Annotated in this window: 22 protein-coding genes; 5 read left to right on the top strand and 17 right to left on the bottom strand. The window is 68.2% G+C overall.

Translation table 11 applies throughout. The features are described 5' to 3' along the window. Window positions 1–518: 518 nt before the first annotated feature. From CDN99_RS08655 to CDN99_RS08720, 13 genes are all read right to left on the bottom strand, one after another. On the bottom strand, window positions 519–2,534 hold the full coding sequence (locus CDN99_RS08655; protein WP_033470610.1) for a DNA topoisomerase III: 2,016 nt from the start codon (window positions 2,532–2,534) through the stop codon (window positions 519–521). A gap of 280 nt (window positions 2,535–2,814) precedes the next feature. After that, window positions 2,815–3,198, bottom strand: a complete 384-nt coding sequence (locus tag CDN99_RS08660) for a single-stranded DNA-binding protein (protein WP_020685569.1) — start codon at window positions 3,196–3,198, stop codon at window positions 2,815–2,817. After that, entirely contained in the window at window positions 3,195–3,746 is a 552-nt protein-coding gene (locus CDN99_RS08665; protein WP_033470614.1) for a DUF3158 family protein, read from the bottom strand. Before CDN99_RS08665 ends, CDN99_RS08660 begins: the two co-directional genes overlap by 4 nt. After that, on the bottom strand, window positions 3,743–4,600 hold the full coding sequence (locus CDN99_RS08670; RefSeq protein WP_232468106.1) for a PFL_4669 family integrating conjugative element protein: 858 nt from the start codon (window positions 4,598–4,600) through the stop codon (window positions 3,743–3,745). Before CDN99_RS08670 ends, CDN99_RS08665 begins: the two co-directional genes overlap by 4 nt. A 189-nt stretch (window positions 4,601–4,789) precedes the next feature. Continuing rightward, window positions 4,790–5,542 (bottom strand): OST-HTH/LOTUS domain-containing protein, encoded by a 753-nt coding sequence (locus CDN99_RS08675; protein ID WP_033470616.1) that lies wholly within the window; start codon window positions 5,540–5,542, stop codon window positions 4,790–4,792. A 238-nt stretch (window positions 5,543–5,780) separates the two neighbouring features. Then, window positions 5,781–6,974: an STY4528 family pathogenicity island replication protein gene (locus tag CDN99_RS08680; RefSeq protein ID WP_033470619.1), complete on the bottom strand. Its 1,194-nt coding sequence runs from the start codon at window positions 6,972–6,974 to the stop codon at window positions 5,781–5,783. 2 nt (window positions 6,975–6,976) lie between these two features. Then, on the bottom strand, window positions 6,977–7,537 hold the full coding sequence (locus CDN99_RS08685) for a DUF2857 domain-containing protein (RefSeq protein WP_004255086.1): 561 nt from the start codon (window positions 7,535–7,537) through the stop codon (window positions 6,977–6,979). A 17-nt stretch (window positions 7,538–7,554) separates the two neighbouring features. After that, window positions 7,555–9,213 (bottom strand): ParB family protein, encoded by a 1,659-nt coding sequence (locus tag CDN99_RS08690; protein ID WP_033470622.1) that lies wholly within the window; start codon window positions 9,211–9,213, stop codon window positions 7,555–7,557. Continuing rightward, entirely contained in the window at window positions 9,206–9,442 is a 237-nt protein-coding gene (locus tag CDN99_RS08695) for a hypothetical protein (RefSeq protein WP_033470625.1), read from the bottom strand. The genes CDN99_RS08690 and CDN99_RS08695 overlap by 8 nt, the downstream gene beginning before the upstream one ends. After that, a complete protein-coding gene (locus CDN99_RS08700; protein WP_033470658.1) occupies window positions 9,426–10,292 on the bottom strand; it encodes a ParA family protein in 867 nt (288 codons plus the stop codon). The genes CDN99_RS08695 and CDN99_RS08700 overlap by 17 nt, the downstream gene beginning before the upstream one ends. A gap of 40 nt (window positions 10,293–10,332) precedes the next feature. Next, the gene (locus tag CDN99_RS08705; protein WP_016446183.1) at window positions 10,333–10,551 is read right to left on the bottom strand and encodes an AlpA family transcriptional regulator; all 219 of its coding nucleotides are present in this window, start codon (window positions 10,549–10,551) and stop codon (window positions 10,333–10,335) included. Window positions 10,552–10,669: 118 nt separating this feature from the next. Next, window positions 10,670–11,431, bottom strand: a complete 762-nt coding sequence (locus CDN99_RS08710) for a hypothetical protein (protein ID WP_033470660.1) — start codon at window positions 11,429–11,431, stop codon at window positions 10,670–10,672. Between the two features lie 530 nt (window positions 11,432–11,961). Next, window positions 11,962–12,873: a LysR family transcriptional regulator gene (locus tag CDN99_RS08720; RefSeq protein ID WP_033470629.1), complete on the bottom strand. Its 912-nt coding sequence runs from the start codon at window positions 12,871–12,873 to the stop codon at window positions 11,962–11,964. Window positions 12,874–13,133: 260 nt separating this feature from the next. On the opposite strand from CDN99_RS08720, the gene CDN99_RS08725 reads away from it, so the two are divergent. The 4 genes from CDN99_RS08725 to CDN99_RS08740 all read left to right on the top strand — a co-directional run bounded on the left by CDN99_RS08725 (window position 13,134) and on the right by CDN99_RS08740 (window position 17,315). Continuing rightward, window positions 13,134–13,541, top strand: a complete 408-nt coding sequence (locus CDN99_RS08725; protein ID WP_207949514.1) for an ExbD/TolR family protein — start codon at window positions 13,134–13,136, stop codon at window positions 13,539–13,541. Window positions 13,542–13,619: 78 nt separating this feature from the next. Continuing rightward, window positions 13,620–14,516: a LysR family transcriptional regulator gene (locus tag CDN99_RS08730; protein ID WP_445677775.1), complete on the top strand. Its 897-nt coding sequence runs from the start codon at window positions 13,620–13,622 to the stop codon at window positions 14,514–14,516. A 497-nt stretch (window positions 14,517–15,013) separates the two neighbouring features. Then, a complete protein-coding gene (locus tag CDN99_RS08735; protein ID WP_088384482.1) occupies window positions 15,014–16,213 on the top strand; it encodes an MFS transporter in 1,200 nt (399 codons plus the stop codon). 184 nt (window positions 16,214–16,397) lie between these two features. After that, on the top strand, window positions 16,398–17,315 hold the full coding sequence (locus tag CDN99_RS08740) for an aspartyl/asparaginyl beta-hydroxylase domain-containing protein (protein ID WP_088384483.1): 918 nt from the start codon (window positions 16,398–16,400) through the stop codon (window positions 17,313–17,315). 155 nt (window positions 17,316–17,470) lie between these two features. Here CDN99_RS08740 and CDN99_RS08745 read toward each other — a convergent pair whose 3' ends face one another. Next, entirely contained in the window at window positions 17,471–18,331 is an 861-nt protein-coding gene (locus tag CDN99_RS08745; protein WP_088384821.1) for a dioxygenase family protein, read from the bottom strand. A gap of 114 nt (window positions 18,332–18,445) precedes the next feature. Here CDN99_RS08745 and CDN99_RS08750 point away from each other — a divergent pair, with 114 nt between their 5' ends. Further along, entirely contained in the window at window positions 18,446–21,037 is a 2,592-nt protein-coding gene (locus CDN99_RS08750) for an ABC transporter permease (protein ID WP_088384484.1), read from the top strand. Between the two features lie 214 nt (window positions 21,038–21,251). Here CDN99_RS08750 and CDN99_RS29615 read toward each other — a convergent pair whose 3' ends face one another. The 3 genes from CDN99_RS29615 to CDN99_RS08765 form a co-directional block, all read right to left on the bottom strand. Beyond that, window positions 21,252–23,342 carry a methyl-accepting chemotaxis protein gene (locus tag CDN99_RS29615; protein WP_088384485.1) on the bottom strand — a complete coding sequence of 697 codons (2,091 nt, stop codon included), beginning with the start codon at window positions 23,340–23,342 and terminating at the stop codon, window positions 21,252–21,254. A 133-nt stretch (window positions 23,343–23,475) separates the two neighbouring features. Then, a complete protein-coding gene (locus CDN99_RS08760; protein WP_088384486.1) occupies window positions 23,476–24,021 on the bottom strand; it encodes a chemotaxis protein CheW in 546 nt (181 codons plus the stop codon). Between the two features lie 20 nt (window positions 24,022–24,041). Beyond that, a complete protein-coding gene (locus CDN99_RS08765; RefSeq protein WP_088384487.1) occupies window positions 24,042–25,937 on the bottom strand; it encodes a methyl-accepting chemotaxis protein in 1,896 nt (631 codons plus the stop codon). Between the last annotated feature and the right edge of the window lie 39 nt (window positions 25,938–25,976).

Genomic DNA, 25,976 nt, shown 5'->3' on the forward strand with positions numbered 1-25,976 from the left:
AGCAGAGGTTGTCGGCCGTGCGGCCGGCGTGTTTCAGGACAAGGAAAGACCAAGGTGCCGAAGGCTGGAGGCCTTCGGCTGGATGACAAAGGAGTGCCACCCGTGGGCTGCTACAGGCGTGGGGCCGTCGTCAAAGCCGCCGCTGCACCAGCAATCGCACTCGACCGGTATCGTGGCTGGGGTCGATATCCTCTGGCACGCATCCGCGCACAAAGGGCGCCCGTTTTTTCACCGGCGGGCACCGGCACCGAATACCGTCGACCCCGAAGAGTCTCCTGGCGGCTCGCGAGACGAGGCGCCAGGAGACTCTTCTGAGTGAACGGAAGAACCGCGGATCAAGGGAATCGCGTGGGGCGCCATTCGCGGACCAACTGCCTTCTCGCCCTGTGGCCACACGTGCCAGGCAGGACGCGCACACCGTCGCAGAAGGGATCGCGTGCTGGGGAGGCCCCGCAACGCGCGGGGCGCATGCCTCGCCGCCGGGGGAGCGGCAGGCGCGGCAGACGTGTTTTCAGGCTTCAGGACGCCTTGGGTGACGCGCGCCGCTTGCGCGGCGCCGGGCGTTTGCCCGTCGAAGATTCGACAGGCAGTGTGCCCTTGCAGTCTGGGTAGCGGCTGCACGACCAAAAGATGCCGCTCTTGCCGGTGCGCTGGCGCATCGGCGACGTGCACAACGGGCAGGCCGGCGTCGGCGGCAGCTTGAGGGACAACCTGGTGCCGCGGTGCTGCTGGACCAACTGCGTGATCCAGGCCGACTGCTTCTCGATAAAGGTGTCCAGCGTCATCTGGCCGGCCTCGATCATGTCCAGCGCCTGCTCCCAGATCGCCGTGGTGCCCGGATCGGCAATCGCCACCGGCACCGCATCGATCAGCGTGAAGGCCGCATCCGACGCGCGGATGGCGCGGCCTTTCTTCAGCAGATAGCTACGGCCCAGCAGGCCGTTGATGATGCTGGCGCGCGTGGCTTCGGTGCCGATACCCGTCGTTTCCTTGAGCTTCTGCTTCAGTCGCGGGTCGGTCACCAACTTGGCAACACCCTTCATGGCCTTGATCAGTTCGCCCTGGGTGTAGGGCTTGGGTGGCAAGGTCTTCAGCGCCTTCATCTCAACTTGCTCGACGCCGCACGGCATGCCGCTGGTCAGCGGCGGCAGGATCTGACCGCGCTGCGCCGGCTCATCATCCGACTTCTCCGGACCAGCATTGACCAACGCCAGGCGCCAGCCAGGCACGACCACCTGCTTGCCGGTCGCCTGCAGTGGCTGGCCACCGCTGGTCAACACCGCTGTGGTCCGATCGAACTCATGGTGCGGCAGGAACTGCGCCAGGTAGTGGGACCGGATCAGGCCGTACACCGCCTGTTCCTTCTCCGACATGGCTGAAAGCCGGGTGGGTTCCAGCGTCGGGATGATGCCGTGGTGAGCCGTCACCTTGTCGTCATTCCACGCGCGTGAACGTTGGCTGCGGTCCAGCTTATCGATTAGCGGTCGCAGGCCGGGATCGGTGGCGAGCAAGGCACCGAGGACGGCCGGCACTTCGGCCAGCATGCTTTCGGGCAGGTAGCCCGAGTCGGAGCGTGGATAGGTCGTCGCCTTGTGCGTTTCGTACAGCGCCTGGGCAATGTCCAGCGTCTCCTGCACATCGAGGCCGAGCTGGCGCGAACACACTTCCTGCAAGGTACCCAGGTCGAACGGCAGCGGTGCGGCTTCCCGCACGCGCTCGGTCTCGACCGACACCACCCGCGCCTCGCGGTCGGCGCGGATACGATCGGCTGCGTGCTGCGCCACCGGCTGCTGGAGGCAGCGTCCCGCCGCATCGGAGGTGCTGTCGGGCGGCAGCCAATGGGCGCCGAAGGAGTGGCCCGACTGAGCCAGCAAGACCTCGACCGTCCAGTACGGCACGGATACGAACCTAGCGATCTCGCGGTCGCGGTCGACCACCAGGCGCAGCGTGGGGGTCTGTACCCGACCGACCGACAGCACGCCCGAGTAGCCGGCTTGGCGTCCGAGCACGGTGAACAGCCGACTCAGGTTCATGCCGATCAGCCAGTCGGCACGCGAGCGGGCCAGGGCCGAGTAGTACAACGACAGCGTCTCGGCCGAAGGCTTCAACGCGCCCAGCGCTTTGCGGATCGATGCATCGTTGAGCGCCGACAGCCACAGCCGCTGGATTGGGCCGCGGTAGCTGCACAGGTCGAGGATTTCGCGGGCGATCATTTCGCCTTCGCGATCGGCGTCGGTGGCGATCACCAACTCGCTCGCTTGGGCGACGAGGTGCTTGACCACCTTGAATTGCGCTGCGACCGAAGCCTTGACCTCGACGCGCCAGCGCTCGGGAATGATAGGTAGTTGCTCGATGGACCAGCGCTTGTACTGCTCGCCGTAGCCTTCGGGCGGAACCGCTTCGATCAGATGGCCGATGCACCAGGTCACGACGGTACCCGAACCGCTGTAGCAGCCGGAACCTCGCTGGCCGGCGCCCAGCACGCGGGCGATGTCCTTGCCTTGCGAAGGCTTCTCGCACAGGAACACGCGCATGGAGCCTCCTCGGATACGTGCTGTTGATCGGATGGACGACAGCATGTCCGCGCAGGGAGAACTCGACAGCAAGGAAGCGGAACGGGATGGACACCGATTTGTGTGGACGACAGGAAAACGCCGCCCGCAGCGGTGTGGGCAGGTCGCTGCGGAAGGCGTTACGGAAGCGTCGTGTCGGGAGGGCGACTGGAAGCCGATGGACGTCGATGACGCTATCCCCAGGGGATAACTGGTGCATGGCGGGCGGTTGACGGTTGCTACAGCCGCCCTCGAAGGACATCTATTGGCCGGCGGCCGGCTTGGTGCCGAGCACCACCGCCTCGACGCGATACGGCAGGATGCCCACACGCCTGGCCTCGATCTTGAACGTGACCCGTTCGTTCTCGTCGGCATCCTCCCACTCGTCGCGCACCGTGCGGCCATCGACCAGTACGCGCATGCCTTTCTGGTAGAGACTGGCCCAGTGCTCGGCATCGCGATGCCACAGTTCCACCGGCGCCCAAAAGCCGCCGCGGTCCTCGTATTCACCGTCCTTCTTCGGCACCGGGTTGTCGAAGTAGACGTTCAGGCGCAGCAGACGCCGCGGTTCGTCGTTGCCGTTGGTGAACTCGCGGTACTCGGGCGCAGAACCGATGTTGCCTTCGCCGCTGAAATGCGTGCTCATGGTGCCTCCTGTCGCGTGGTGGGTTGGATCGAAACGCCGTGCCCGTGGTGGACACGGCGCAGGTAGACCGCCTCGGCCTGGGACATCTTGTCGGCGCATTCCAGGGCCTGGCGGGCAATGCTGTGAGTCAGGCTGATCTGCATGTTCAGCGCGATGCGCTGCAGCTCCATCGCGTAGAGATCGTCGACCAGGCGATCGGGCGTGGACGGGCTGGCGATGAGGTGCTGCCACAGCGTCACACCCATGCTGGACCGGTCGAGGTTGCGCCAGCGCAGGAAGGTCGTGCCTGCGCCAGTGGTCTGCTGAGCCAGTTGCGAGCCGAGCAGGTTGAAGGGGTAGGTGCGTGCCTGCGGCAGCACTCGTCTCATCGCCAGCGCGATCAAGTCGTCGCGCAGCGCCATGCATTGGCTGGCCCAGGCCTCCAGACTTCCCTTACCTTTAAAAGGCTTCAAAAGGCCTTTTAGGTAGGCGGCGTGTTCCAGTCGCTGGAAGTCGGGCTGTTCCAGCGGCATGAAGTGTCGAGGCGCCGCGGAGGATTGCGCCGTCATGCTGGTGCATCCCCATCGGTGGATTCGGTCGCCTTGGCGGACTTCCTCGACCTCTTGGGTTTGTCGGGCTTGGCGGTGTCCTCGTCCGTCGCAACGGCTTCGGCCTCGTCCGCGGTTGCCGCCGGTGTGCTGGCCCTGGCCTCGGCAGGTTCGCGCTGCATGGCGGTCAGTGGAGTGCGGCGCACCAAGGGCGGCGCGAAGCGCGAGCGGTGTGTGCCTTCGAGCACCTCCTGCGGCAGCGGCCCGTATTTCTCCAGTGCGACACGCGCCGCGGCGTTGTTCGCAGCGAAGTCATCGCGCTGGGTGCCGGAATAGCGGTACTGCTGGGCCAGCGAGAACAGGCTGCGCAAGGCGTGCGCGCCATCGTTGAGCCAGCGCTCCAAGGTGCTGCGGTCGATCAGCGCCGTGTGGTGGGCCAGGATCAGCTTGCGGGCCAGGTCGTCGTAGTCGGCCAGCAGGTAGACCGCCATGAAGCCGAGCTGTGCATTCACGAACAGCGGCAGCTTCACCGGCTGCACGTTCATGTTCTCGCCCAGCGACAGCGCTGGCGGCACGTCGGCCAGGGCCTGATCCACCTGTTCGCGCAGGGTCTGCAGGCGGGTCTTGGTGTCGGCGAGCTTGTCTTCGATCCGCAACATCCACCAGTCCGAGTACGGGTCGTCCTGCTCGGCGCCGCGCTTCATCTTGTTCATGGCGCCGATGAAGCCGTTGAGTCCGATGATGCCGGGGCGCCCCTCGGTCGGCGCACGGCCGTGCCAGATGCGCGAAGCGTGGTGCGTGTGCAGCGTCAGCGACATCGCGCTGCGCAGCGATCCGAGATTCAGTTGCAGGGGTTCTGTGCGTTCGTTGGCCATGGGAGCGACTCGCGGTGAAGGGGCGAGTCGCCAGCATCGGCATCGGCCGGAAGGCTGTCAGTCAACAAACCGCAGCCCATGCGCGCCCGGTTTTGTTCCGCACGGAAGGCTGTGAGTGCCGGCTATCCCCTGGGGATAGCTAGGCGAAGTTGTTCGCGGCTCGCGCGGAGGTGAGACCGCGTTGCGGGGCTATGCCTCGCGAGGTCTGTACCAGGCGGCCCGTTGCCCCTCCACCTCACGGTAGCGAAGCTCGAACAGGCGGCACTCGTGCACCACCTGCCGCCAACTGCTGCAGCCGTACTTGGCTGGAAGCTGCTCGGGATGCCGGTCCGCGATCCAGCGGCCAGCGGCGACGATGGGTGTCCAGCCCTCGACGGCCAACTGCGCGGCGGCCTCGCGCAGCGCGCGAACGATGCCGGCGGCCGGCCAGTCCACCGTGCCGTCCGGCGCGATGCCATTGACCACCAGGTCGTGGAACACATCCGACTGGACGAACTCCGCTGCCAGGCGCCGCGCCTGATCCATGTGCTCGGCCCAGCCGCGCAGCTGCTCGAAGTGTTGATCGATGCGCGTGTAGGCGGAACCGAGTTCGTCCTGTGCAGCGCGGCACCCGTCCACGGTCCATAGATCGTGCTGGTCGATGAAGTGGTGCACCAAGGTGTTGCGCAGCGAGACCAGGTCTTTGAGGTCGGCCTGGGTCTTGGCGTAGTCCTGCGCAGACAGGCTCAGTTGCACGCGCGTGCGAAAGGAAATCACGTCGCCGGGAAGATCGTCGTCGCGTTCCTTGCCACCATTTCCATCGGTGACGACATACGAACCAAACAGTTGTCCGACCAACGTGCCCAGGGTCTTGGTCGCGGCATCTTCGATCCGCGCTGCGCGAATGGCCTCCTGCGAATGCGCCGGGCCTGAAATCTCGTGGTGCGCCACGATGGCTTTCATGAGGCGCTCGTATTGTTGAAGGCGCAACAGGCACCTGCCCAGCAAGCGCTGAACGTCTCGCTGTAGTGGTTGCAGTGCGTTTGTGACGGGGGAAGTCGTCATGTCCATCGTCGGCCGGGCTCGTGCGTGGCTGTCCTCGTCTGATTCACAGGCGACAGTTTCGCCTGTCGTTCGGCGGGCGGCAATCGAGCACGGCGGAAGGGTGTCTGTTCCAGCTATCCCCTGGGGATAGTCAACATCAGCGTTCACGCAAGGCTTCTCGGAGCTGTGCCAGGTAGGCACGTGCCACCTCGGGGTCAGCCACACGGGATGCCGGCGGTGACGATGGCGCAGGTGGCGGGGGCGCTGGCGGCGCCGATGCACTTTCTCCGGCCCAGGCCTTGAACTCCCCGCGGATCGCCTTCTGGATGATGCCAAACAGGTAGCCGGCCGGGTTGCGTACCGCGCTGTTGCGGCAGCGTGCCGCCCACTCGTCGAGAACGGCCTGCCGCTGCGCCTCGTCCACCTGCTGCAGCGCCACCAGCGCGCCGGCCTGCTGTTCGTCCTTCAAGCGCAGGAAACGCTCGGGCAGCCGCAGGTTCTGCAAGACCCTCGCGCGCGGTACTGTACGTACTTCATTTATACGATCATTACGTACTGTACGGTCCTCCTTCGGAATCCGAAGAGAGCCGTCCAGCGCGGGTTTCGGCCCTGCTTCGGATTCCGAAGACGGGCGCGCGCCATTCCGAAGCAGGGCTTCCTGGCCTTCTTCGGATTCGTGGTCCGCACCCTCCTGTGGATAACTCCCCGTCGTCCAGCCATGCCGCGCCATGCGCTGTGCCAGCACCTGCAAGCGCGTCGGCAGCGTGCGCCCGCTGAGCAGCGGGTCTTCGGCGATCTCCCGCAGGGTGTTCATGCCCACGACCTGCACCGCCTTCGCCGCGTGCGTGAGCGCCTGGCTCACCAGGCCCAGGTAGTCGGGGTCGAGTTGCATCGCCTCGAAGGGCGACAGCGGTTCGTCGTGCAGCACGTAGAGGTTGCCTTGGATACGGCCGGTCTTGGGATCGCGCCGCCGCCGCACCAGGCTGAGCCAGCGCGTCAGCCGCAGCAGCGTCAAGGCGCGCGCCACGGTCTCGTGCGAGGCTTGCGCCGCGCAGGGCATGGACGCCAGATAGGGGCGGAGCTGGTCGTAGGTGGGAAAGGCAGTCACGCCGTCGTCGTTGAGCTGCAAGCGGAACACCTGCCAGGCGTTTCGCTCCAGCGGCGTCAGGCGCCGGTCGAGGAACAGCGCGCGCGGGACGCTCTCGTGCCGGTTGCCGCTGTAGAGAAAGCCGTCCTGGCTCGGCGCCGTGCCCTGCGCCGGTTCCTTCGGCTCAAGGTGCCGCAGCGCCTCGTCGAACAACATCGACAGCGCAACCGGGCCATCGCGCCGTGGTGCGCTGCCCGTGGTCATGGCTACACCAGCCCCTGGTCGATCCAGTTCCGTATCGCCGACCAGATCACCGACATGGGCAGGGTCATGGCCTCGGCCAGGTCCATGGTCAGCGCCAGCATCGCCATGTCGTCGGTCAGGGCGATATGGCGCTCGGCGACGCCGGCCTTCCAGCGCTCCCACAAGGCCACGTCCTGCGCCTCGTCGAGCACCGGATGCCGGCCCTTGCGCTTGGGCAGCCCGAGGATGTCGCGGCGCAGCGCCACTTCCTGATGCGTGAGGCCGTAGAACTTGCTGACCATCTCCGTGCTCGCCCCCAGGCGCAGCATGCGGTCCACCGTGGCGATCTCCCGCTCCACGTCGTGCACCTGGCTCAGCAGCCGCTTCAACACTTCCCGGTTCACCGACACCGAGCACCACGACACCGTGGCATTCACCAGCATGCTCACGAGTTCGGGGTGCTTCAGCGCATCCAGCTCCTCCTCGCCGAAGCCCATGGCCTTGCAGCGGCGCAACTGGCCGTTGCGCAGGTCATGCAGGGCCTGGGCGATCACGGCCTGGTTGAGCGGGTGCGGTGCCGACATACGGGAGCCTCCTGCGCTCAGGATTCCTGGCCCGCTACGCCGGCTTCCTGGTCCAGCAGCCGGCGCGCCAGACGCAGCAGACGGAACAGCTTCACCAGTGCAGCATCGCTCAGGCGTGTGGCCGAGCCGCCGTGGCCATGCAGCAGCGCCGCCAGCTCGTCGGCCAGCCGCGCGCGGTCCAATCCGTTCGCGGAGGGCGGAGCCGCACTCAGCGCATGCAGCAGGGTCAGCACCGCCCGCGCGAACGCCGGCAGCGCCTTCGCCTGGCCCACAACTGGCGCCACGCAGACGAAGCCGATGCCGCCGTCGCTGGCCTCGATGTGATCGGCTACCGCCGCTTCCCCGGCGATCTCGCGCGCGAACTGCGCGATGTGCACGCGCAGGCGATCCGGTACGTCCAGCCCCGGCTCGACGTACCAAACGTCCGAGATGGGATAGAGCCCGCCGACCTGCACGGGGATCGCGCGCAGCGCATCGGCCTCGAAGTCGGGCAGCTTGTCGCCGAGCTGGTCCGCGACCATCCGCTGGATGGACTGCAGGCGGTCGGTGGTCGGTGCCGGTGTCACGATGTGCCCTTGCAGGCGCTCGTCGCGTTGCCCGTGTTGGTCCTCCGGCGCTTCGGGCGATGCAGGCGGTGTCGCTGCTGGCGCCGCAGGCGCGACCGGCGTGGTGTCGCGCGGCACAGACGAGACGGGTGGCTGCTGAGACGCGGAGACCTGCGGGGGAGGAGCAGCAGGCACGACAGGCGCTGCAGGTGGCGTCGGCGCCGCCGGTTCGCTGGTCAGCGCACGCTGGCGGCTTTCGCTGTCGTTGATCTCCAGCGCCAGCGTGTCGTAGTCCGCCTCCAGCAACTCGGCCATCTGGCCCACCAGCTCGTCCTGCACTCGCTGCGGCGAGAAGTCGTCCGGCTGTGTGTCGAACTGCGTCAGCACGTCCTGAAACAAGGTGGCGAAGTCCACGGCCACGGTGCGGCCCAGCGCACGCCGCTCCCAGGTGCGCTCGCACGCCTTGCGCAGCACCGCGAGCCGGTCCACCTGATGCCGGCCCAATCCGCCGTACAACAGCGTCGGGATCGCCGGCAGCAGATAGCGCACCGCATCGTTCATGCGGCTGATGTGTGACTGCGGCACCGGATAGCCGTCGGCAGTCAGCCGCCGCGCGAGTTCGCTCTGCGACAGCGCCTGGCCGCTTTCCTGCTCGTAGAACTCGCGCGCCTTCTCGATGCCCAAGGCCCGCTCGATGAAGGTCAGCCCGCCGCGCAGCTCGTTCTCGGCCAGATGTCCGGTCAGCGCCACGATTTCGCCGCGGGCCGGCCACGGGCGGAACAGGCACGCAATGCGGAAGAAGCGTTCCTCCTTGGTCTCGCTCCACAACTCGCGCAGGATCGCCAGCCGCGTATTGCCGCCGTTGCGAATGATGTAGTGCGCCTCGCCCGGCCTGCGCGTGATCGCGGGGGGCGCGTCGAGCCCGCGTTCGCGGATGGACGCCTTGATCTCCGCATAGGCCGGGTTGCGCGTCACGCGCGGGTCGTGGTCGTAGGGCCGCAACTGGTCCAGCGTCACCGCCATCGGCGTGTCGGCGATGGGGTCGCTCAAGGTCGCGGCCGAAGGGCCGCTGCGCTCGAAACCGGTGGCCAGCAGCTTGGCAGCCATGTCCTGCGGCGTCAGCTCAGCCACGGCCGTTCTCCTGCGCCTGCCGGTCGGCGCGGCGAAGTTGCGCGCGGGCATTGCGGTCGGCACGGTGGTCGCTCGCAGTCGAGCTGGTGTAGATCGACGCGTAGCCTTGTTTCGTGAACTTCAGGTGCCCGCCGGACGTGCGCACCACGCGCCAGCCTTCGCCCAGCGCGAACTCGATCAGCGCGCGCAGCCGTTCACGGCCGCGCGCCAGTTCATGCGCGCTCGCCATGGCCGGCCCCTCCCGCATCGGCCCGGCCGGTGACCAGCGCGAAGCGCTCCCGCCACGCGGGGAACAGCTCGCCAGCCAGCGTGCGCATGGTGTCCAGCGCCGCGGGCGCCGTGCGCCCAGCCGGCCGCCGGTACTCCACCCGATGCACCGGCAATCCTCGTGTCGCAGCGCGCGGATAGGCTTCGATGGCCGGCACGTCGGTGTCCAGCACCTGCACGCCGGCCTGTTCCTGGAACACCTGTCGCAGCGCCTGCTGGACCAGCCGCGCGTTCGACGACACCGGATGCACACGGTTGATGAGCAGGCGCAGCGGCGGCGGCTCGATGCCCAGGTGCCGATACGGCGCGATGTCCTCGATCAGTTGCAGCGTGCCGCGCCGCAGCTCGCGCGCCGCGAGGATTTCCGGCGTCACCGGCGACAGCGCCAGGTCGGACGCCAGCACCGCCATCTCCAGCAGCACGCTGCGCGCGCCCTGCGTGTCGATCAACAGCAAGTCATAGTGCGTGCGGAAGACGGGAAGCAAATGGCGCAGTCGCAGGCGCCCATCCGGTGCGTGCAGCAGCAGCGTGTTCAGTTCGCCGCGGTCGTCGTTGGAGAGCACCAGGTCCAGGCCCGCGATCGCGGTGCGCGACACCAGTTGCTCGATGCTCCGCTCGTTGAAGGCCAGCATCTCGTAGATGCCGCCGGGCGCGCGCACGTCCAGCATGAAGTAGCTCGACAGCGTGGGCTGCACGTCCAGGTCCAGCAGCAGCACTCGCAGCCCGGCATCGGCGATGAAGCCGCCCAGGTTGGCCGCCGTCGTGGTCTTGCCCACGCCGCCCTTGGTCGAAATGATGGACACCACCTGCATGAGCTTCTCCTCGTCGAATGGCATGAACCGAGAAGAAGCGTCAGGCGCGTTCTTTGAGGCGATCGGCGATCCACTGTTCGATCTCCACCGAGTCCCAGCCCACCGCGCGCACGCCCAGACGTAGCGCCTTGGGGAACTTGCCTTCCTTCATCAGGCTGTAGATGTGCGCGCGCTTGAAGCCGGTCTTGGCTTCGACCTCGGCGCGGCGCAGGATGCGGTGCTCGGTCGGTGCCGCCGTGGCGGTGGTCTGCGAAGACATGAGGGTCACTCCTTAACGCTCAGTGGCGCTGATTGGCGTGACTCGCATTAAGAACGCCGCGCTGAGGAAAGACACCGCAAATGCGGCGTCCGCGACCGCAGATACGGTCTGGCATCGCTCAGGAAGTCGTGCTCTGCAGATTGCGCCGAGCCAGTGCGAACTTGGCCTGCAGGGTGCGCTCGGTGATGCCCATCGCGTTGCCGTGGTGCGCCACCATCGCGCTGATGATGGCTTCCTGCGTCAGGAAGCTGGAATACGGCATGCCGCTGGGAGACTTGCCCAGCAGTAGCGTCAGTAACCCGCCAACGATGTTCAGGTAGGTCGATTCGCTGCGCGGCCCAGGTGTGTTCGCACGCTCCGCGTCGGCTGTGTAGTCGGCGTGCGTCTTCAGCAGCGCCTCGTGCTCGGCGCGCAGCGTCTCGTGCACGCCCAAGTGTTCCGCCAGCCGCGCCTTGATCGCTTCCCGCTCGGCCAGCAATGCGCCCACTGTGTCCAGGCTGATCGCCGGGTGAAGTGCACGCTCGATCTCATCGAACAGAAACGCCGGTTTCTCGCCGGGGTAGTAGTGCGCCATCCAGGATTTCAGGTCGACGTGCCGCACCGTCAGCGACAGGTCGTCCATCGTCAGGCCCTGCGTGTCCCGCACCAAACCCTCCTTGCCATACGGCATCTCGCCGTGAGCCAGCGCATCGAAGATTCTTTCGGTGTTCAACCGCAGCATCGGCCAGCGCGGAAACTCCGTTGCCTCCGGTAGAGGCCGCTGTCCCAAGGTCGCCAGAATGCGCCGCTCGAAGCGCAGCAATCCGCTCCAGCGGATTGCCGCCTCGATCGGGCGGTAGTAGGTCTTGGCGCCATCGGCCAGGCTGCTCGACTTCGGCATATCGCGCGCCTCCATTCGTCATCGCACCGAGTCCACGCACACGCACCCGCCGTACAGGCGACGTGCGTGGCTGTCCAGGAATCTCCGGGCGAAACGAGCAAGTGGCGAAGCGGCGAAGACCGTGGCATCGACGATGCCGCCGGTTTCGTTGCGAGATGTGCGTCTTGCCGCGCAGGGCGCCATCACTCACAATTCGCAAGCCGCGAAACATGCTGTCACCAGCGTCATTCGCGGGCACCATGCCTGACCCGGATAACCAGGCCAAAGTCTTTGCAGGGGAAAAGACCCAGTAAAGCGCGATCAGCTCAACACGCCAGAGCCGATGCGCATACGGCAAGCGCTGTTGCGCCGCGCGTCTTCGCTGTGACGCGATGCGATGGGCATGCAAGTCTCATCGCAGGATGCCAACCGCAAGCGCGAGCAGCCTGAGTGCAGCACGCCCGTGCACCGCGTCAATGGAACCCCGCTATGACAAAACAGGTCTGGCACCTTGACCAAAATGGCATCGCCCCAACCCGCCTGAAGCAGCCTCATGCGAGCCGTTGCGTATCCAACGGCATATGGCCGACACGCTGCGCACGGTCGATGAAGTGGCGCAGTGGCTCCGACATCGCGCCCTCGGGATGTAGCAGGTAGGTCGTCAACGCCGCCGAGTCCTCGTCCAGCGGCCGGACGATCACGTCCGCCTGCCGGCATGCCACCGCGTGCGCCGCGGTGGAAAATCCCACGCCATAGCCGGCCGCCACCAGGGCTAGCATCAACGAGTGGGTCGTCACGTACTCGGCCACGACCGGCGGTGTCTCCACCAGGCGCAGCAGGCGCTCGCATTGCCGGCTGCACTCCTGACAAACCTGCGGGTGACACAGCACCAGCGGGTAGCCCACCACCTCGTCCAGCGGTACCCGCTTGTGCGCCAGCAAGGGGTGCCGCGCCGGTATGGCCACCACCAGTGGATCTTGCCACACCGGCCTGGCGACCACCCCGGCCTCCATCTCGCCGGCCATCGCAAAGGCCGCGTCGTACAGGTCGTTGCCCAGGCCGCCCACCACCTGCGACAGCGGCGCCTCGAACAGCCGGATGCCCACTTCCGGCGCCTCCTCCCGGCACAGCGCGAGCAGCGCCGACAGCCGGGTCCGCCCGACGCCGCCGGCCAGGGCGATGCGCAGGGTGCCCCGGTGTCCCACCGCCACCGCCCGCGTCTTGGTCTGGGCTTGCTCAAGGGTCAGCAGCACGCGCCGGGCCTCCTCCAGAAACACCTGCCCGGCCGGGGTCAGGCGCACGCCGCGCTGCGTGCGCTCCAGCAGCGCCACGCCCAGGTCGGCCTCCAGTTGGCGGATCGTGCGCGACAGGGGCGACTGCTCCACATGCAGCCGCCGCGCCGCCCGGCCAAAGTGCAACTCTTCGGCCACGGCTATGAAACAGCGAAGATGGCGTAAGTTCATGTACTTCCCCCCAGAAAGTGGAGTCCATTCCTCTGGCCGCAGGGAACCGCATGAGTGCTTCCCGGTGGCGATGCCGGTCACAGAGGCTTCCAGTTGCCGCCATCCGACCTTCAGTCGCCGGCGAGGCGGCGAGGCGGCGAGTGTCCAGGCAAGGCCGGGTTATTCCATCGGTGTTGCCATATCACACAAAACCACGGACAATCAATAATAATTCTCATTAGCATCCGTGTCTGAATGGAGTAAAGCCGATCAAGCCCGACGTGGCGAACCTGTCCGTCACCACCCACGGCAGCGTGTTCTGGAACGACGATCGCATGGGCGACGAGCAGCTCGCGCAGCGGCTGCAGGCCTCCGCGCCGCGTCACCCGCAGCCCGAGGACTTCATCCGCGGCGACCGCCTGGTGGGCCTACCAGCGCGTCGCCCAGGTGTTGGCGGCTGCGCAGAAGTCCGGGGGTTGAAACTGAGCTTCGTGACCGACCAGGGCAGCAACCGGGGTGAGCCGAAAGACACCCTCATGAAACTGCATCGGCACGCTCGCCCTGACGCCGGCGTGACGTCGTCGGCTGCACCGATCGCGGACTCCAGCACACGTGAGCGCCTGCGCGCCGTGCCCGGCGCACCAAGCGGGCATGAGGCTTTGACGCGATGCCATCGAAGGAGGTGCTGACGGGATGCGGATGGAGATGCTGGCGCCCGATAGGCCGAACCAGAAGAAGACAAACGGGAGGTGGCCTTGGATTTCAGATTGCTGCGTTACTTCGTCGCAGTTGCGGAAGAACTGCATCTGGCCCGTGCAGCCGAGCGTCTGGGCATCGAGCAGTCGCCTGTGTCGCGTGCGATGCGCGACCTGGAAAGCCAGCTTGGCGTGCAGTTGTTCGACCGCAGCACACGCCTGACGCGGCTGACCTGGGCCGGCCAGGTGTTCCTCGGCGAATGCCGGCGCGTGATGGCCACCGTGGAGCAGGCAGTCAAGAGCGCCAAGGCGGCGGCACAGGGCTACCAGGGCCATCTGCGCATCGCCATCTGCGACAGCCTGGCGCAGCCCCACATCGCCACCTTGCTGGCACGCAGCCGCGAGGATGAGCCCGAGCTGGAGATTCGCGTCTTCGAGCTGCCGTTCGCGCAGCAGCTCAAGATGCTGCACAACGATCTGCTGGACATCGGCTTTGCGTTGTCAAACGCGGTGCATGCTGGCCTCGTCGCTGAGCCGGTGTGGACCGATCCACTGTCGGTGATCGTGCCCGCACGCCACCCCTTGCTGGCACACATGCAGGTGCCGCTGGCCGAAGCCTTGAAGTTCCCGCTGGTTCTGTGCCATCCCGAATCGGGATCGGGCTGCCGCCATCAGATTCAAGCGATGCTGCAGGACGCGGGCACGCCGCTCAAGCTGGTCGATGAAGTGACCAGCCTCGGCGTGATGCTGACCCTGGTCGGCGCCGGCTACGGCATCGGCTTCGCCATCGCCTCGCAAGTGCAGACCCTACAGCGCCCGGACATCTCCATTCGTCCCCTGGCCGGCACCCCACCGATGCTCTCTACCTACCTGCTGCGCCGCCAGGGCGAACCCTCGGAGCCCATGAAGCGGTTCATCGAGCGGGTGAAAGACGAGGCCGCGCCGATCGATGATGAGCCGGTCCTTTGAGGACGCAGCTCGCCTGTCCGTTGCGACCTGTGGCGTGGTGTGCCAGTAGACAGATAGACTTCGGAATGAAATCCGATGCTCTGGCTGTTGGTGGATGTGCTTGGCTCGCTTTGGATCACCCGCAACGGCCTGCGTTGACCAGGCCGAAGACTTGAGTCCACAATCGAGTCCATTCCGTGACGCTTGGATCGGAAAAGACGTTCGTAATAAACGAGTTAGCGAACGGGTGCTGTTCCCATCACCCGCTCCAGGCTTCTTCTTTGCTTCTCCTTCCTCGCGCTGGCGACGGTGTCCCGATGACGGATCCGTCGCCGTTTTGCTTCTGGGGGGACGAGCCGCCGCGGCCAGCGCCGCGCGCCGCTCACCCATGCCCGGCATCACGGACGCAGCAATCACGGCGAGGGCGCTCAGCGACCCTGCCCGCCTGCGGGCCGTCCGATCCGTGTTGCAATGCTGAACGTTTCCTGAACGCCGCCTTGCCGGCGCATTGCAGTCCCATGTCCGCCGCCAGCCCCACCGCCTCCGATTCCCCAGCCGCGCAGCGCGGCGCCCACGTCGGCTGGGCCTTGCTGGCCTTGGCCATCGGCGGCTTCGCGATCGGCACCACCGAGTTCGCGGCGATGAGCCTGGTGCCGTTCTTCGCGCCGGACCTGGGTATCGACGTGCCCACCGCCGGCCACGTGATCAGCGCCTACGCGCTGGGCGTGGTGGTCGGGGCGCCGCTGCTGGCGGTGCTCGGCGCGAAGGTGCCGCGGCGCACGTTGCTGATCGGGTTGATGCTGGCGTTCGCGCTCGGCAACGGGCTCAGCGCGTTGGCGCCGGGGTATCACGCGATGCTGCTGTTCCGCTTCCTGAGCGGGCTGCCACACGGCGCCTACTTCGGTGTCGGCGCGCTGGTGGCAGCCTCGCTGGTCGCGCCCGAGCGCCGCGCGCAGGCGGTCAGCCTGATGATGCTGGGGCTCACCGTGGCGACGATCGTCGGCGTGCCGCTGGCCAATGCGCTCGGCCAGTGGGCCGGGTGGCGCTGGGGATTCGGCGTCGTCACCGTGCTGGCGCTGCTCACGGCTGCGCTGATCGCGATGCACGCGCCGCGCGACCGCGTCCAGCCGGGCGCCAGCGCGATGCGCGAGCTCGGCGCCCTCGGCCGTCGCCAGGTCTGGCTGACGCTGGGGATCGCGACGATCGGCTTCGGCGGCATGTTCGCCGTCTACACCTACCTGGGCTCGACGCTGCTCGAAGTCACCGGCACCGGTCCGGGCATGTTGCCGGTGGTGCTGAGCGTCTTCGGCATGGGCATGACGGGCGGGACGCTGGTCGCCGCCTGGGCGGCGGACCGGGCGCTGATGCCCACCGTCGGCGCGCTGCTGCTGTGGAGCGCCGTGTCGCTGGGCCTGTACCCGTTCGCGGCCGGCAGCCTGTGGACGCTGCTGCCGGTGGTCTTCATGATCGGCTGCGGCGGCGGGCTCGGCGCGGTGCTGCAGACGCGGCTGATGGATGTCGCCGGCGAGGCGCAGACGCTGGCCGCGGCGCTCAACCATTCGGCGTTCAACGCCGCCAATGCGCTCGGCCCCTGGCTGGGCGGCCTGGCGATCGCCGCCGGCCACGGCTGGACGTCCACCGGCTGGGTCGGCGTGGTGCTCGCGCTGGGCGGGATGGCGTTCTGGGCGGTGTCGCTGGCGCTGGACAAGCGGGGTTGATCGGCTCGCGACGTGGCGCGTGCGGCTGGCGTGACGGCGACACGGCAAGCATCAACTGCCGCACCGGACGCGTCCTGCGGTGGCTGCGGGCTTTCCCGTGCCCGGCGATAATCCGCCGCTTTACGCGGCCGACCATCGTCCGCACGTTCCGGCGCCGTCCGTCGCGCCCTCTGGAGACCTGCACATGGCCGAATGGCTGCCGCCGACGCGTTACTGGGTGCTGGCGATCTTCATCGCCTCGGCGCTGTATGCCCACTTCCGGGGGCGCGTCCGATTCAAGCTGTCCCGCGCGCTGACCGACTTCACGGTCCTGATCTCGCCCGTCAACGCGATCATGTACCTGTTCTCGCGCGCCCCCGCGACGCCGTACATCAAGACCGACCAGTTCCAGGAGCTCCAGCTCCTGCGCGACAACTGGCAGGTGATCCGCGACGAGGCCCTCAAGCTCAACGACGAGGGCTACATCAAGGCCGCGTCCGGCTACAACGACATCGGCTTCAACTCGTTCTTCCGCACCGGCTGGAAGCGTTTCTACCTGAAGTGGTACGACCGGGACATGGACTCGGCGCAGACGCTGTGCCCCAAGACGGTCGAGCTGCTCAAGCGCATCCCGACGGTGAAGGCGGCGATGTTCGCGTCGCTGCCGCCCGGCGCGCGGCTGGTGCGCCACCGCGACCCCTACGCGGGCTCGCTGCGTTATCACCTGGGCCTGACGACGCCCAACGATCCGGGCTGCTACATCGACGTCGACGGCCAGCAGTACCACTGGCGCGATGGCGAGGACGTCATCTTCGACGAGACCTTCATCCATTACGCCGAGAACACCACCGACCAGCAGCGCGTGATCCTCTTCTGCGACGTCGAGCGGCCGCTGTTCTTCGCGCCGACGCGTTGGCTGAACCGCTGGTTCGGCAAGCTGGTCATGACCGCCGCGGCGACGCAGAACCTGGAGAGCGAGCCGATCGGCGGTCTCAACAAGTTCTTCTATCACGCGTACAAGGTCCGCCTGTTCTTCAAGGCGTTCAAGGCGAGGAGCCGCACCGGCTACTACATCGTCAAGTGGGTGTTGATCCTGGGCATTCTGGCGGCGATCTTCATCTGAGCGTCGGGCGGCGCGCTTGCGCGCCCCGACCGCCCCCAGCCCACGCTGAACGGCCCCTTCGCGGGCCGATTTCATTGGTGCCGGCGGAACTTCGGGAACCGCCGGGACTTCCAAGAGGCGAGGGCGGCAGGGGCCTTGGAGGACCGCCCGCTGAATCAGGCCGGCAAGGCGGCCGGCTGCGCGTCGAGCAGCGCCGCCAGACGCGCCGCCTCCGGGCCGAAGCCGTAGGCGTCCATGCCGAGGCAACCGAAGGTGACGCCCGCGTGCAGCCGCAGCGGCGCATCGTCGCGACCCCCGGCGCCAGCGGCGACATACCACGGCAGCAGGTGCTCGTCGGTGGGGTGCATCAGCACCGCCCCGGGCGCCTGCTGGCGATAGTCGGCCAGCGCCGCCCAGTCCCGCGCCGCGGAGCGCTGGGCGAACCAGGCGCGGAAGGCGGCCGATTCCGGCATCTCCGGCGCGTCCTCGCCAGGGCGTTGGCCGCCGGGAGCGGGTCGCATCAGCAGTCGCAGGTTGTGGGTGATGCTGCCCGTCGCCAGGATCAGCACGCCCTGTCTGGACAGCGCGCCCAGCCGCCCGCCCAGCGCCATCAATTGCGTCGGGGAGGCCTCTGGCGTCAACGCCAGCGGCACGACGGGCACGTCCGCCTCGGGATAGAGGAAGCGAAGCGCGGTCCAGATGCCGTGGTCCAGGCCGCCGTGGTCGATGGCCTGCAGGCCGAGCGACTCACCGATGCTGGCCGCCAGCGCCGGATCGCCGGGCGCGTCATAACGCAGCTGGTAGAGCGCGGGCGGGAAGCCGCCGAAGTCGTAAATCGCCTGATGGCGGGCGCCGCCGAGCAGCACCGCGTCGTGCGCGGTCGTGTGGGCGGACACGGCCAGCACCGCTTTCGGGCGGCCCCAGCCGGCGTCCAGCGTGCGGCCCAGGCGCTGCATGAAACGGCCGGCGTCGCCGGGTTCCAGCGCGATCATCGGGGAGCCGTGCGAGACGAACAGGGGAGGGAGGGTGGCAGTCATGTCCATCATTGGACGCCCCGGGGCGCGGTGGACCGTCGAAACCCCTTGCACGGACTGTTCAAGCCGCTTGCATGACCGCCAGCGGGCGGGCACGTGGTTCGCTACAGTCCGCCCATGAGCGCGCATCCTTCTCCCACGTCCGCGGTGTCGTCCGCGGTCCCGTCCGCCGCCGAGCCGCGGCCCAGGCGCCGGCCCCCGTCGCTGTGGCGCCAGTCGGCGCTCCAGACCTGGCGCGACGCGCGCGCCGGGGAGCTCCACCTGCTGATCCTGGCCCTGATGCTGGCGGTGGCCGCGGTATGCGCGGTGGCCTTCCTGTCGGACCGGCTGGACCAGGGGTTGCGGCGCGATGCCGCGCAACTGCTGGGCGGCGACGCGGTGGTGGCGAGCGATCAACCGACCCCGGCGCCGGTGCGCGAGCTGGCCGCCCGGCTCGGCCTGCGGACCGTGGACACGCTGAACTTCCCGAGCATGGCCCGCGCCACCGAGGCCCAGGGCGGCGGCAGCCGGCTGGTGGCGGTGAAGGCCGTCGGCGAGACCTATCCGCTGCGCGGCAAGCTGGCGCTGAAGGACGGCCGCCAGGCCGGCGCACCAGCGCCCGGCACGGTGTGGGCCGATGCCGGCGTGCTGAGCGCGCTGGGGCTGAAGGTCGGCGACGCGCTGCTGCTCGGCGACAGCACGCTGAAGATCACCGGAGAGATCGCCAACGAGCCGGACCGGGGCGCGGGCTTCCTGAACTTCGCGCCGCGCGTGATGCTGGCGCAGGCCGACCTGGCGGCGACGGCGCTGATCCAGCCGGCCAGCCGCGTCACCTACCGCTTCGCCGTGATCGGGCAGGACACGGCGGTGAAGCAGTTCAACGCCGAATCACAGAAGCAGATGAAGGCCAGCAACTGGCGCGGCGTGCGGCTCGAATCGCTCGACACCGGCCGCCCGGAGATGCGCCAGACGCTGGACCGCGCGACCAAGTTCCTCAACCTGGTGGCGCTGCTGGCGGCGTTGCTGGCGGCGATCGCGGTGGCGCTGGCGGCGCGTGAATTCGCCAATCGGCACCTGGACGACTGCGCCATGCTGCGCGTACTGGGCCAGCCGCAGCGGCGGCTGACCTGGGTGTTCACGCTGGAATTCGCGACCATCGGCCTGATCGCCAGCGCGGCCGGCGTGCTGCTCGGCTTCCTGCTGCATTACGGCTTCATCTCGCTGCTGGCGGGGCTGATCTCGGTGGACCTGCCGGCGCCAGGGATCTGGCCGGTGCTGCTGGGCCTGGGCATGGGCATGAGCCTGCTGCTGGGCTTCGGCCTGCCGCCGGTGCTGCAACTGGCGGCGGTGCCGCCGCTGCGCGTGATCCGGCGCGAGCTGGGGCGGCCCAAGATGGGCTCGATCGTGGTGCTGCTGGCTGGCGTGGTCGGCTTCGCGGCGGTGCTGACCGCGCTGTCGGCGGACTGGCGGCTGGGGCTGGTGGCCACCGGCGGGTTCGCGGTGGCGCTGGGGTTCTTCGCGCTGCTGGCCTGGTTGGCGGTGCTGGGCCTGCGACGCGTCGTGCCGCAGGCCGGCGCGCCGCGCTGGCTGTTGCTGGCGACGCGCCAGGTGGCCGCGCGTCCGGCGTTCGCGGTGCTGCAGGTGGGGTCGTTGTCGCTGGGGCTGCTGGCGCTGGCGCTGCTGGTGCTGATGCGCACCGACCTGATCGAAAGCTGGCGCGCCGCCACGCCCGCGAACGCGCCGGACCGTTTCGTCATCAACATCCAGCCCGAGCAGGGCGCCGGCTTCCGCGGTGATCTGGAGCGCGCCGGCGTCAAGGACTTCGACTGGTACCCGATGATCCGCGGCCGGCTGGTGGCGATCAACGGCGAGGCGGTGCGGGCCAACCAGTTCAGCGAGGAGCGCGCCCAGCGCCTGGTCGAGCGCGAGTTCAACCTGAGCCACAGCGCCGCGCTGCCGACCCACAACCAGCTCACCGCCGGCACCTGGGCGCCGGAGGACAAGGACGGCGTCAGCGTCGAGCAGGGCCTGGCCGATCAACTCGGCCTGAAGCTGGGCGACCGGGTGCGCTTCGACATCGCCGGTGTGATCGTGGACTCGAAGATCACCACGCTGCGCAAGGTCGACTGGGGGTCGATGCGGGTCAACTTCTTCGTGCTGTATCCGCGCGCGGCGATGCCGGAATTGCCGGTCAGCTACATCTCCGCCTACCGGTCGCCGACGGGGGAGGGCGCGCCGGCCGCGCTCGACCGCAAGCTGGTCAACGAGTTTCCCAACCTGACGCTGATCGACGTGTCCGCCGAGTTGCGGCAGATCCAGCAGGTGCTGGAGCAGGTCATCATGGCCGTGCAGTTGCTGTTCACCGTCGCGCTCGCGCTGGGCGTGGTCGTGCTGCTGGTGGCGGCGGTGGGCTCACGGGACGCGCGGACGCGGGAGTTCGCGCTGATGCGCGCCTTCGGTGCTTCCAGCAAGCTGATGGCGGCGGTGCAGCGGGCCGAGTTGCTGGGGCTGGGCGCCCTGGCCGGGCTGCTCGCCGGGCTGGCCGCGCAGGCGCTCGGCTGGGCGATCACGCATTACGCGTTCGACTTCGAATGGCAATTCAAGCCGGGCGTGCTGATCGGGACCACCCTCGGCGGCGCGGTGCTGGCACAACTCGCCGGGTGGTGGGCGCTGCGCGGGGTGCTGCAACGGCCGGTCGTTCAGACGCTGCGGGAGGCGGATACGAACTGACTTCGCGGGGCATCGCCCATGTGCGCCCGTGGAGCAAGGGACAGGCTGACCGGGTCCCTTTTCCTCCATGTCCCTCCTCTTCAACTGCCTGTCGGCAGTCGAATTCACCTTCCTTGACTTACGGAAAAGGGACCCGGTCAGCCTGTCCCCGATCCGCCGAGGTCAACGTGAGAAACGACACTTCTGCGCGTGGCGCTGATGCCGGTGTTGACGCTCAGAACGTTTCCCAGTCGCCGTCGTCGGCCTTCGAAGCGGCCGTCGGCGTGGGGGTAGGTGTGGCCTGCACGGGGGCCGCGGCCGTGACCGGCCTTGGCTTCGGCGCGGTCGAGGAGGCAGCCTTTGCGAGGGGGCGAGGCGCGTGCGTCTTCGTCGTTGTGGCTGCGGGCTTGTGGGCTGGCGCCGGCGTGGCCGCGGAGCCGGAGGTGGGCGAGGCGGCTTTCACCGATTCGATCGGCTTGGGAGCGGGCGCGGCCTTCGGCGCCGCGACGACGTGCTTGCGGTCGTCGCCGAGCCGGAACACCGAGACGATCTCCGTCAACCGGTGCGCCTGATCCTTGAGGCTCTCGGCCGCCGCCGCGGATTCCTCGACCAACGCCGCGTTCTGCTGCGTCATGCGATCCAGCTGCGTGACGGCGTCGTTGACCTGCGCGATGCCGCCGCTCTGCTCGGTGGACGCCGCGGTGATCTCGCCGATGATGTCCGTCACGCGCTGCACGCTGTTCACGATGTCGTTCATCGACGCGCCCGCGGCTTCCACCAGCCGCGACCCGGCCTCGACGCGGTCCACGCTCGTGCCGATCAGCGCCTTGATCTCCTTGGCCGCCTCGGCGCTGCGCTGCGCCAGCGACCGGACCTCGCTCGCCACGACCGCGAAGCCGCGGCCCTGCTCGCCGGCACGCGCGGCCTCCACCGCGGCGTTCAGCGCGAGGATGTTGGTCTGGAACGCGATGCCGTCGATGGTGCCGATGATGTCGTTGATCTTCTTGGAGCTGGTGTTGATCTCCTCCATCGTCGAGACCACCTGGCTCACCACCTCGCCGCCCTTGGCCGCCGCGCTGGAGGCGCTCGACGCGAGCTGATTGGCGGTCTGCGCGGCGTCCGCGGTCTGGCGCACCGTCGCGGTCAATTGTTCCGTCGACGAGGCCGCCTGCTGCAGGTTGGACGCCGTCTGCTCGGTGCGCTGCGACAGGTCCTGCGCGCCGATGGCGATCTCGCTCGACGCCGTGGAGATCGAGTTGCTGGCCGAGCGCACGTCCAGCAGGATGCGCTGGATTTTCTCGGCGAACAGGTTGAACGAGGCGGCAATCCGCCCCACCTCGTCGCGTCCGCCCGCGGGCAGGCGCAGGGTCAGGTCGCCGTCCCCGGCGCTGATGTCGTCCAGCGCCGCGCGCACCCGGTCGACGCCGCGCAGCATCGCGGCGATCGTGCCGGTCATCGCGATCGCGGCGATGACCATCATGACCAGCGCCGTGATGACCGCCGTGCGCAGCAGCGCGCTCAGCGACGCCAGCGCCTCGCCGCGCTTGGCGGCGACGAAGAGCTGCCAGTCGGTGTCCGGGATGGGCGTGCCGCTGATCAGGAAATCCTCGTCGCCGACGCGGGCCTGGACCCAGCCCGCCTTCGGATCGAGCGCCTCGTTCAAGGCCTGCGGGGTCAGTTGCTCCGAGATCGCGCTCGCGCCCTTCAGGGCCAGGGCGGGATCCGGATGCGCCACGATCTTGCCGTCCTTGGACATCAGGAAGGCGAAGCCGCCCGGCGTGGGCTTGATCGCCTTGACCGTGGCGACGACGTCGTCGAGGAACACGTCGGTGGCGATGACCGCCTTCGTGCCGCCGCCGCTCTTGTCCGCCATCGCGAAGGTCACGACCAACCGGCCCTTGGAGGCGTCCATGTAGGGCGCCGTGAGCACGACGCCGGACCCCGCGGCCGCGCCCGTGTACCAGGGGCGTCCGGTCGGGTCGTAGCCCGCCGGCAGGTTCTGCGGGACGTTGAAGACGATCTTCTTGTCGGCGAAGCCGATGTAGGCGGCCTCCAGCCGCCCGGACTTCTGCGCCTGCTGCAGCAGCGGCACCGGATCCGCCGCCGTCACCGCCGGCTGCAGCGCGGTGACGATGTCGCGCTGGGTCCGGACCCATTGCCGGATCGCGTCGGAGCGCGCCGCGGCCAGTTCGTCCAGGGCCTGGGAGACCTGCTGCTCGGTGTGGCCCCGCACCGTCAGGTAGTTGGCGACGGTGATCGCCAGCAAGGTGAGGGCGACGATGCCGACGCCCAGCGAGATCAACCGCGTCTTGATCGAGTCGAACATGGATCGCTCCTTGGCTGCCGGCGCCGGGCATTCCGCCCGCGCGCGCCGTGTCCCCGATGACTGCATCCCACTTCGCCGACCCGCCGCCGGCTCCCAATGAAAAACGCCCGGACGGTGCCGGGCGTTCGTTCGATCAGGAGATCGTCAGGCTGTCCATCAGCCCCATGTCCGCGCTGGACATGAGCCCTTCGATGTCGATCAGGATCAGCATGCGGTCGCTGACGGCGCCGATGCCCATGATGAAGCTGGTGTTGACGGTGCTGGCGCTCAGCTCCGGCGCCGGACGGATCACGTCGCGGTTGAGCTCCAGCACGTCGGACACCGAGTCCACCACCGCGCCGACGACGCGGTTCTTCACGTTCAGCACGATGACGACGGTGAAGCTGTTGTACTCCGCCGTGGCGCAGCCCAGCTTCAGGCGCAGGTCGACGATCGGGACGATCACGCCGCGCAGGTTGACGACGCCCTTGATGAAGTCGGGCGCGTTGGCGATGCGGGTGGGCTGCTCGTAGGAACGGATCTCCTGGACCTTCAGGATGTCGATGCCGTATTCCTCCTGGCCCAGGCGGAAGGTGAGGTATTCACCACCGGCGGGCGCCGCGCTCGCGCCACCCTTGGCGACCAGCGCGCCGGCGCCTGCTTGCACGACTTGCGTGCCGGTTTGTTGGACGATTTCCATGTTTGACCTCGTGCGGCTGATTAGAAGGTTTCCCAGTCGCCGTCGTCGGCGGTGGTGGCCGGGACTGCCGGCGCGGGGGTGAACGAAGCGGGGGCGGCCTTGGCGGCCGCGGGTTTCCTGACGGGCGGGGGCGCCGCCTTCTTGACCGCGGGCTTCGCGGCGGACGCGCCCGGCGCCTTCGCCGTGGCTTGTGAAGTCGGCAAGGATGCCTTGGCTACCGGTGCCTTCGCGGCCGGGGCCGCTACGGTGGGCTTGGCCGGCGTCGACGGCTTGAAGCTGGCTGCGGCGGGGGCCTTGGCGGCCGCTGGCTTGAACGACGCGGGCGATGCGGCGGCCGTGATCGGCGCGTTCGCGTTGACGCGGAAGCGGTCCACCACGGCGCCCAGGCGCTCGGCCTGGTCCTTCAGGCTTTCGGCGGCAGCGGCGGATTGCTCCACCAGCGCGGCGTTCTGCTGCGTCATCTGGTCCAGGTTGCTGACGCCCTGGTTGACCTGGCTGATGCCGTCGCTCTGCTCGCTGGAGGCGGCGGTGATCTCGCCGATGATGTCGGTCACGCGCTGCACGCTGGAGACGATCTCGCTCATCGTGCTGCCGGCTTCCTGCACGAGGCGGGAGCCGGTCTCGACGCGCTCGACGCTGGCGCCGATCAGGGTCTTGATCTCGCGGGCGGCCTCGGCGCTGCGCTGCGCCAGCGAGCGCACCTCGCCGGCCACGACCGCGAAGCCGCGGCCCTGCTCGCCGGCCCGTGCCGCTTCCACGGCGGCGTTCAGCGCCAGGATGTTGGTCTGGAACGCGATGCCGTCGATCGTGCCGATGATGTCGCTGATGCGCTTGGAGCTGGTGTTGATCTCGTCCATCGTCGAGACCACCTGGCTCACCACGTCGCCGCCCTTGGCCGCGGCGCCGGAGGCGGAGCTGGCCAGCTGGTTGGCGGTGCGCGCGGAGTCGGCGGTCTGCTTGACGGTGCCCGTCAACTGCACCAGCGAGGAGGCGGCCTCCTGCAGGTTGGACGCGGTCTGTTCGGTGCGGCTGGACAGGTCCTGGTTGCCGGTGGCGATCTCGACCGACGCGGTGCGGATCGAGTCGGCCGCCGTGCGCAACTGGCCGACCATGGTCTGCAGCGCTTCCTGCATGCGATGCAGCGAGCGCATCAGCTTGGACGCCTCGTCCACGCCCACGACCGGCTTCATCACGCGGGACAGGTCGCCCTCGGCGATGGCCTCGGCCAGCGCCTCGGCCTCGGCCAGCGGCGCGCAGATGGTCTGCATGTTCAGCAGCGTCAGCGGCACCACGACGACCGCGGCGAACACCAGCACCAGGCCGAAGGCCCACAGGACGCCGCCCTGCGTGCTCTCCATGCCCTTGCGCATCGCCTCGGACTGGGCTTCCAGGCGCTTGGTCAACTCGTCGAGCTGCTTCTCGGCCTCCGCCACCTGATCCTTGGCCGGCTGCAGCAGCCGGTCGGCCACGGCGGCATGGTCATAGGCGCCGGACTCCAGCTGCGTCACCACGTTGGAGGCCTTCGCGGCATACGTCTCCAACGCGCCCTGCAGCTTCTTGATCGCGTCCTGATCCTCTTCCGCGCTGAGCTTGGCCAGCTCGGCCAGCTCCGTGGTCGCCTGCTTGCGCGCCTGGTCCCACAGGGCATGACGCTGCTTGACGACCTCGGACTTCTCGTAATTGATGATCATGTCCTTCTCATGGAGACGGAGCTTGCCCATCGTGCCCGTGAGATCGGCCAGCAGGTTGGCGCGCGCCGTGGACTTCTCGAGGAATTCCTGCGTCTGCCCCCGCATCGATTGCATGCCGAAAAGGCCGACGCTGCCCACCACCAGCAACAGCAGCAGCACGATGGCGATCGCGCCCATCATGCGGGTGCGGATGCTGAATTGACGCAGCAGTGCACTGAAATTCATGTCCTACCTCTTCTGATCTTCTGAGTTCTGGCGGCCGCC

This window comes from Roseateles aquatilis (genome assembly GCF_002205645.1).
In the GTDB taxonomy this organism is placed as follows: domain Bacteria; phylum Pseudomonadota; class Gammaproteobacteria; order Burkholderiales; family Burkholderiaceae_C; genus Roseateles; species Roseateles aquatilis.

What these genes read in the sequence shown, in the direction of transcription:
- CDN99_RS08655 (WP_033470610.1), bottom strand. Translation starts at nt 2,534, where the DNA reads ATGCGCGTGTTCCTGTGCGAGAAGCCTTCGCAAGGCAAGGACATCGCC.
- CDN99_RS08660 (WP_020685569.1), bottom strand. Translation starts at nt 3,198, where the DNA reads ATGAGCACGCATTTCAGCGGCGAAGGCAACATCGGTTCTGCGCCCGAG.
- CDN99_RS08665 (WP_033470614.1), bottom strand. Translation starts at nt 3,746, where the DNA reads ATGACGGCGCAATCCTCCGCGGCGCCTCGACACTTCATGCCGCTGGAA.
- CDN99_RS08670 (WP_232468106.1), bottom strand. Translation starts at nt 4,600, where the DNA reads ATGGCCAACGAACGCACAGAACCCCTGCAACTGAATCTCGGATCGCTG.
- CDN99_RS08675 (WP_033470616.1), bottom strand. Translation starts at nt 5,542, where the DNA reads ATGAAAGCCATCGTGGCGCACCACGAGATTTCAGGCCCGGCGCATTCG.
- CDN99_RS08680 (WP_033470619.1), bottom strand. Translation starts at nt 6,974, where the DNA reads ATGACCACGGGCAGCGCACCACGGCGCGATGGCCCGGTTGCGCTGTCG.
- CDN99_RS08685 (WP_004255086.1), bottom strand. Translation starts at nt 7,537, where the DNA reads ATGTCGGCACCGCACCCGCTCAACCAGGCCGTGATCGCCCAGGCCCTG.
- CDN99_RS08695 (WP_033470625.1), bottom strand. Translation starts at nt 9,442, where the DNA reads ATGGCGAGCGCGCATGAACTGGCGCGCGGCCGTGAACGGCTGCGCGCG.
- CDN99_RS08700 (WP_033470658.1), bottom strand. Translation starts at nt 10,292, where the DNA reads ATGCAGGTGGTGTCCATCATTTCGACCAAGGGCGGCGTGGGCAAGACC.
- CDN99_RS08705 (WP_016446183.1), bottom strand. Translation starts at nt 10,551, where the DNA reads ATGTCTTCGCAGACCACCGCCACGGCGGCACCGACCGAGCACCGCATC.
- CDN99_RS08710 (WP_033470660.1), bottom strand. Translation starts at nt 11,431, where the DNA reads ATGCCGAAGTCGAGCAGCCTGGCCGATGGCGCCAAGACCTACTACCGC.
- CDN99_RS08720 (WP_033470629.1), bottom strand. Translation starts at nt 12,873, where the DNA reads ATGAACTTACGCCATCTTCGCTGTTTCATAGCCGTGGCCGAAGAGTTG.
- CDN99_RS08735 (WP_088384482.1), top strand. Translation starts at nt 15,014, where the DNA reads ATGTCCGCCGCCAGCCCCACCGCCTCCGATTCCCCAGCCGCGCAGCGC.
- CDN99_RS08740 (WP_088384483.1), top strand. Translation starts at nt 16,398, where the DNA reads ATGGCCGAATGGCTGCCGCCGACGCGTTACTGGGTGCTGGCGATCTTC.
- CDN99_RS08745 (WP_088384821.1), bottom strand. Translation starts at nt 18,331, where the DNA reads ATGACTGCCACCCTCCCTCCCCTGTTCGTCTCGCACGGCTCCCCGATG.
- CDN99_RS08750 (WP_088384484.1), top strand. Translation starts at nt 18,446, where the DNA reads ATGAGCGCGCATCCTTCTCCCACGTCCGCGGTGTCGTCCGCGGTCCCG.
- CDN99_RS29615 (WP_088384485.1), bottom strand. Translation starts at nt 23,342, where the DNA reads ATGTTCGACTCGATCAAGACGCGGTTGATCTCGCTGGGCGTCGGCATC.
- CDN99_RS08760 (WP_088384486.1), bottom strand. Translation starts at nt 24,021, where the DNA reads ATGGAAATCGTCCAACAAACCGGCACGCAAGTCGTGCAAGCAGGCGCC.
- CDN99_RS08765 (WP_088384487.1), bottom strand. Translation starts at nt 25,937, where the DNA reads ATGAATTTCAGTGCACTGCTGCGTCAATTCAGCATCCGCACCCGCATG.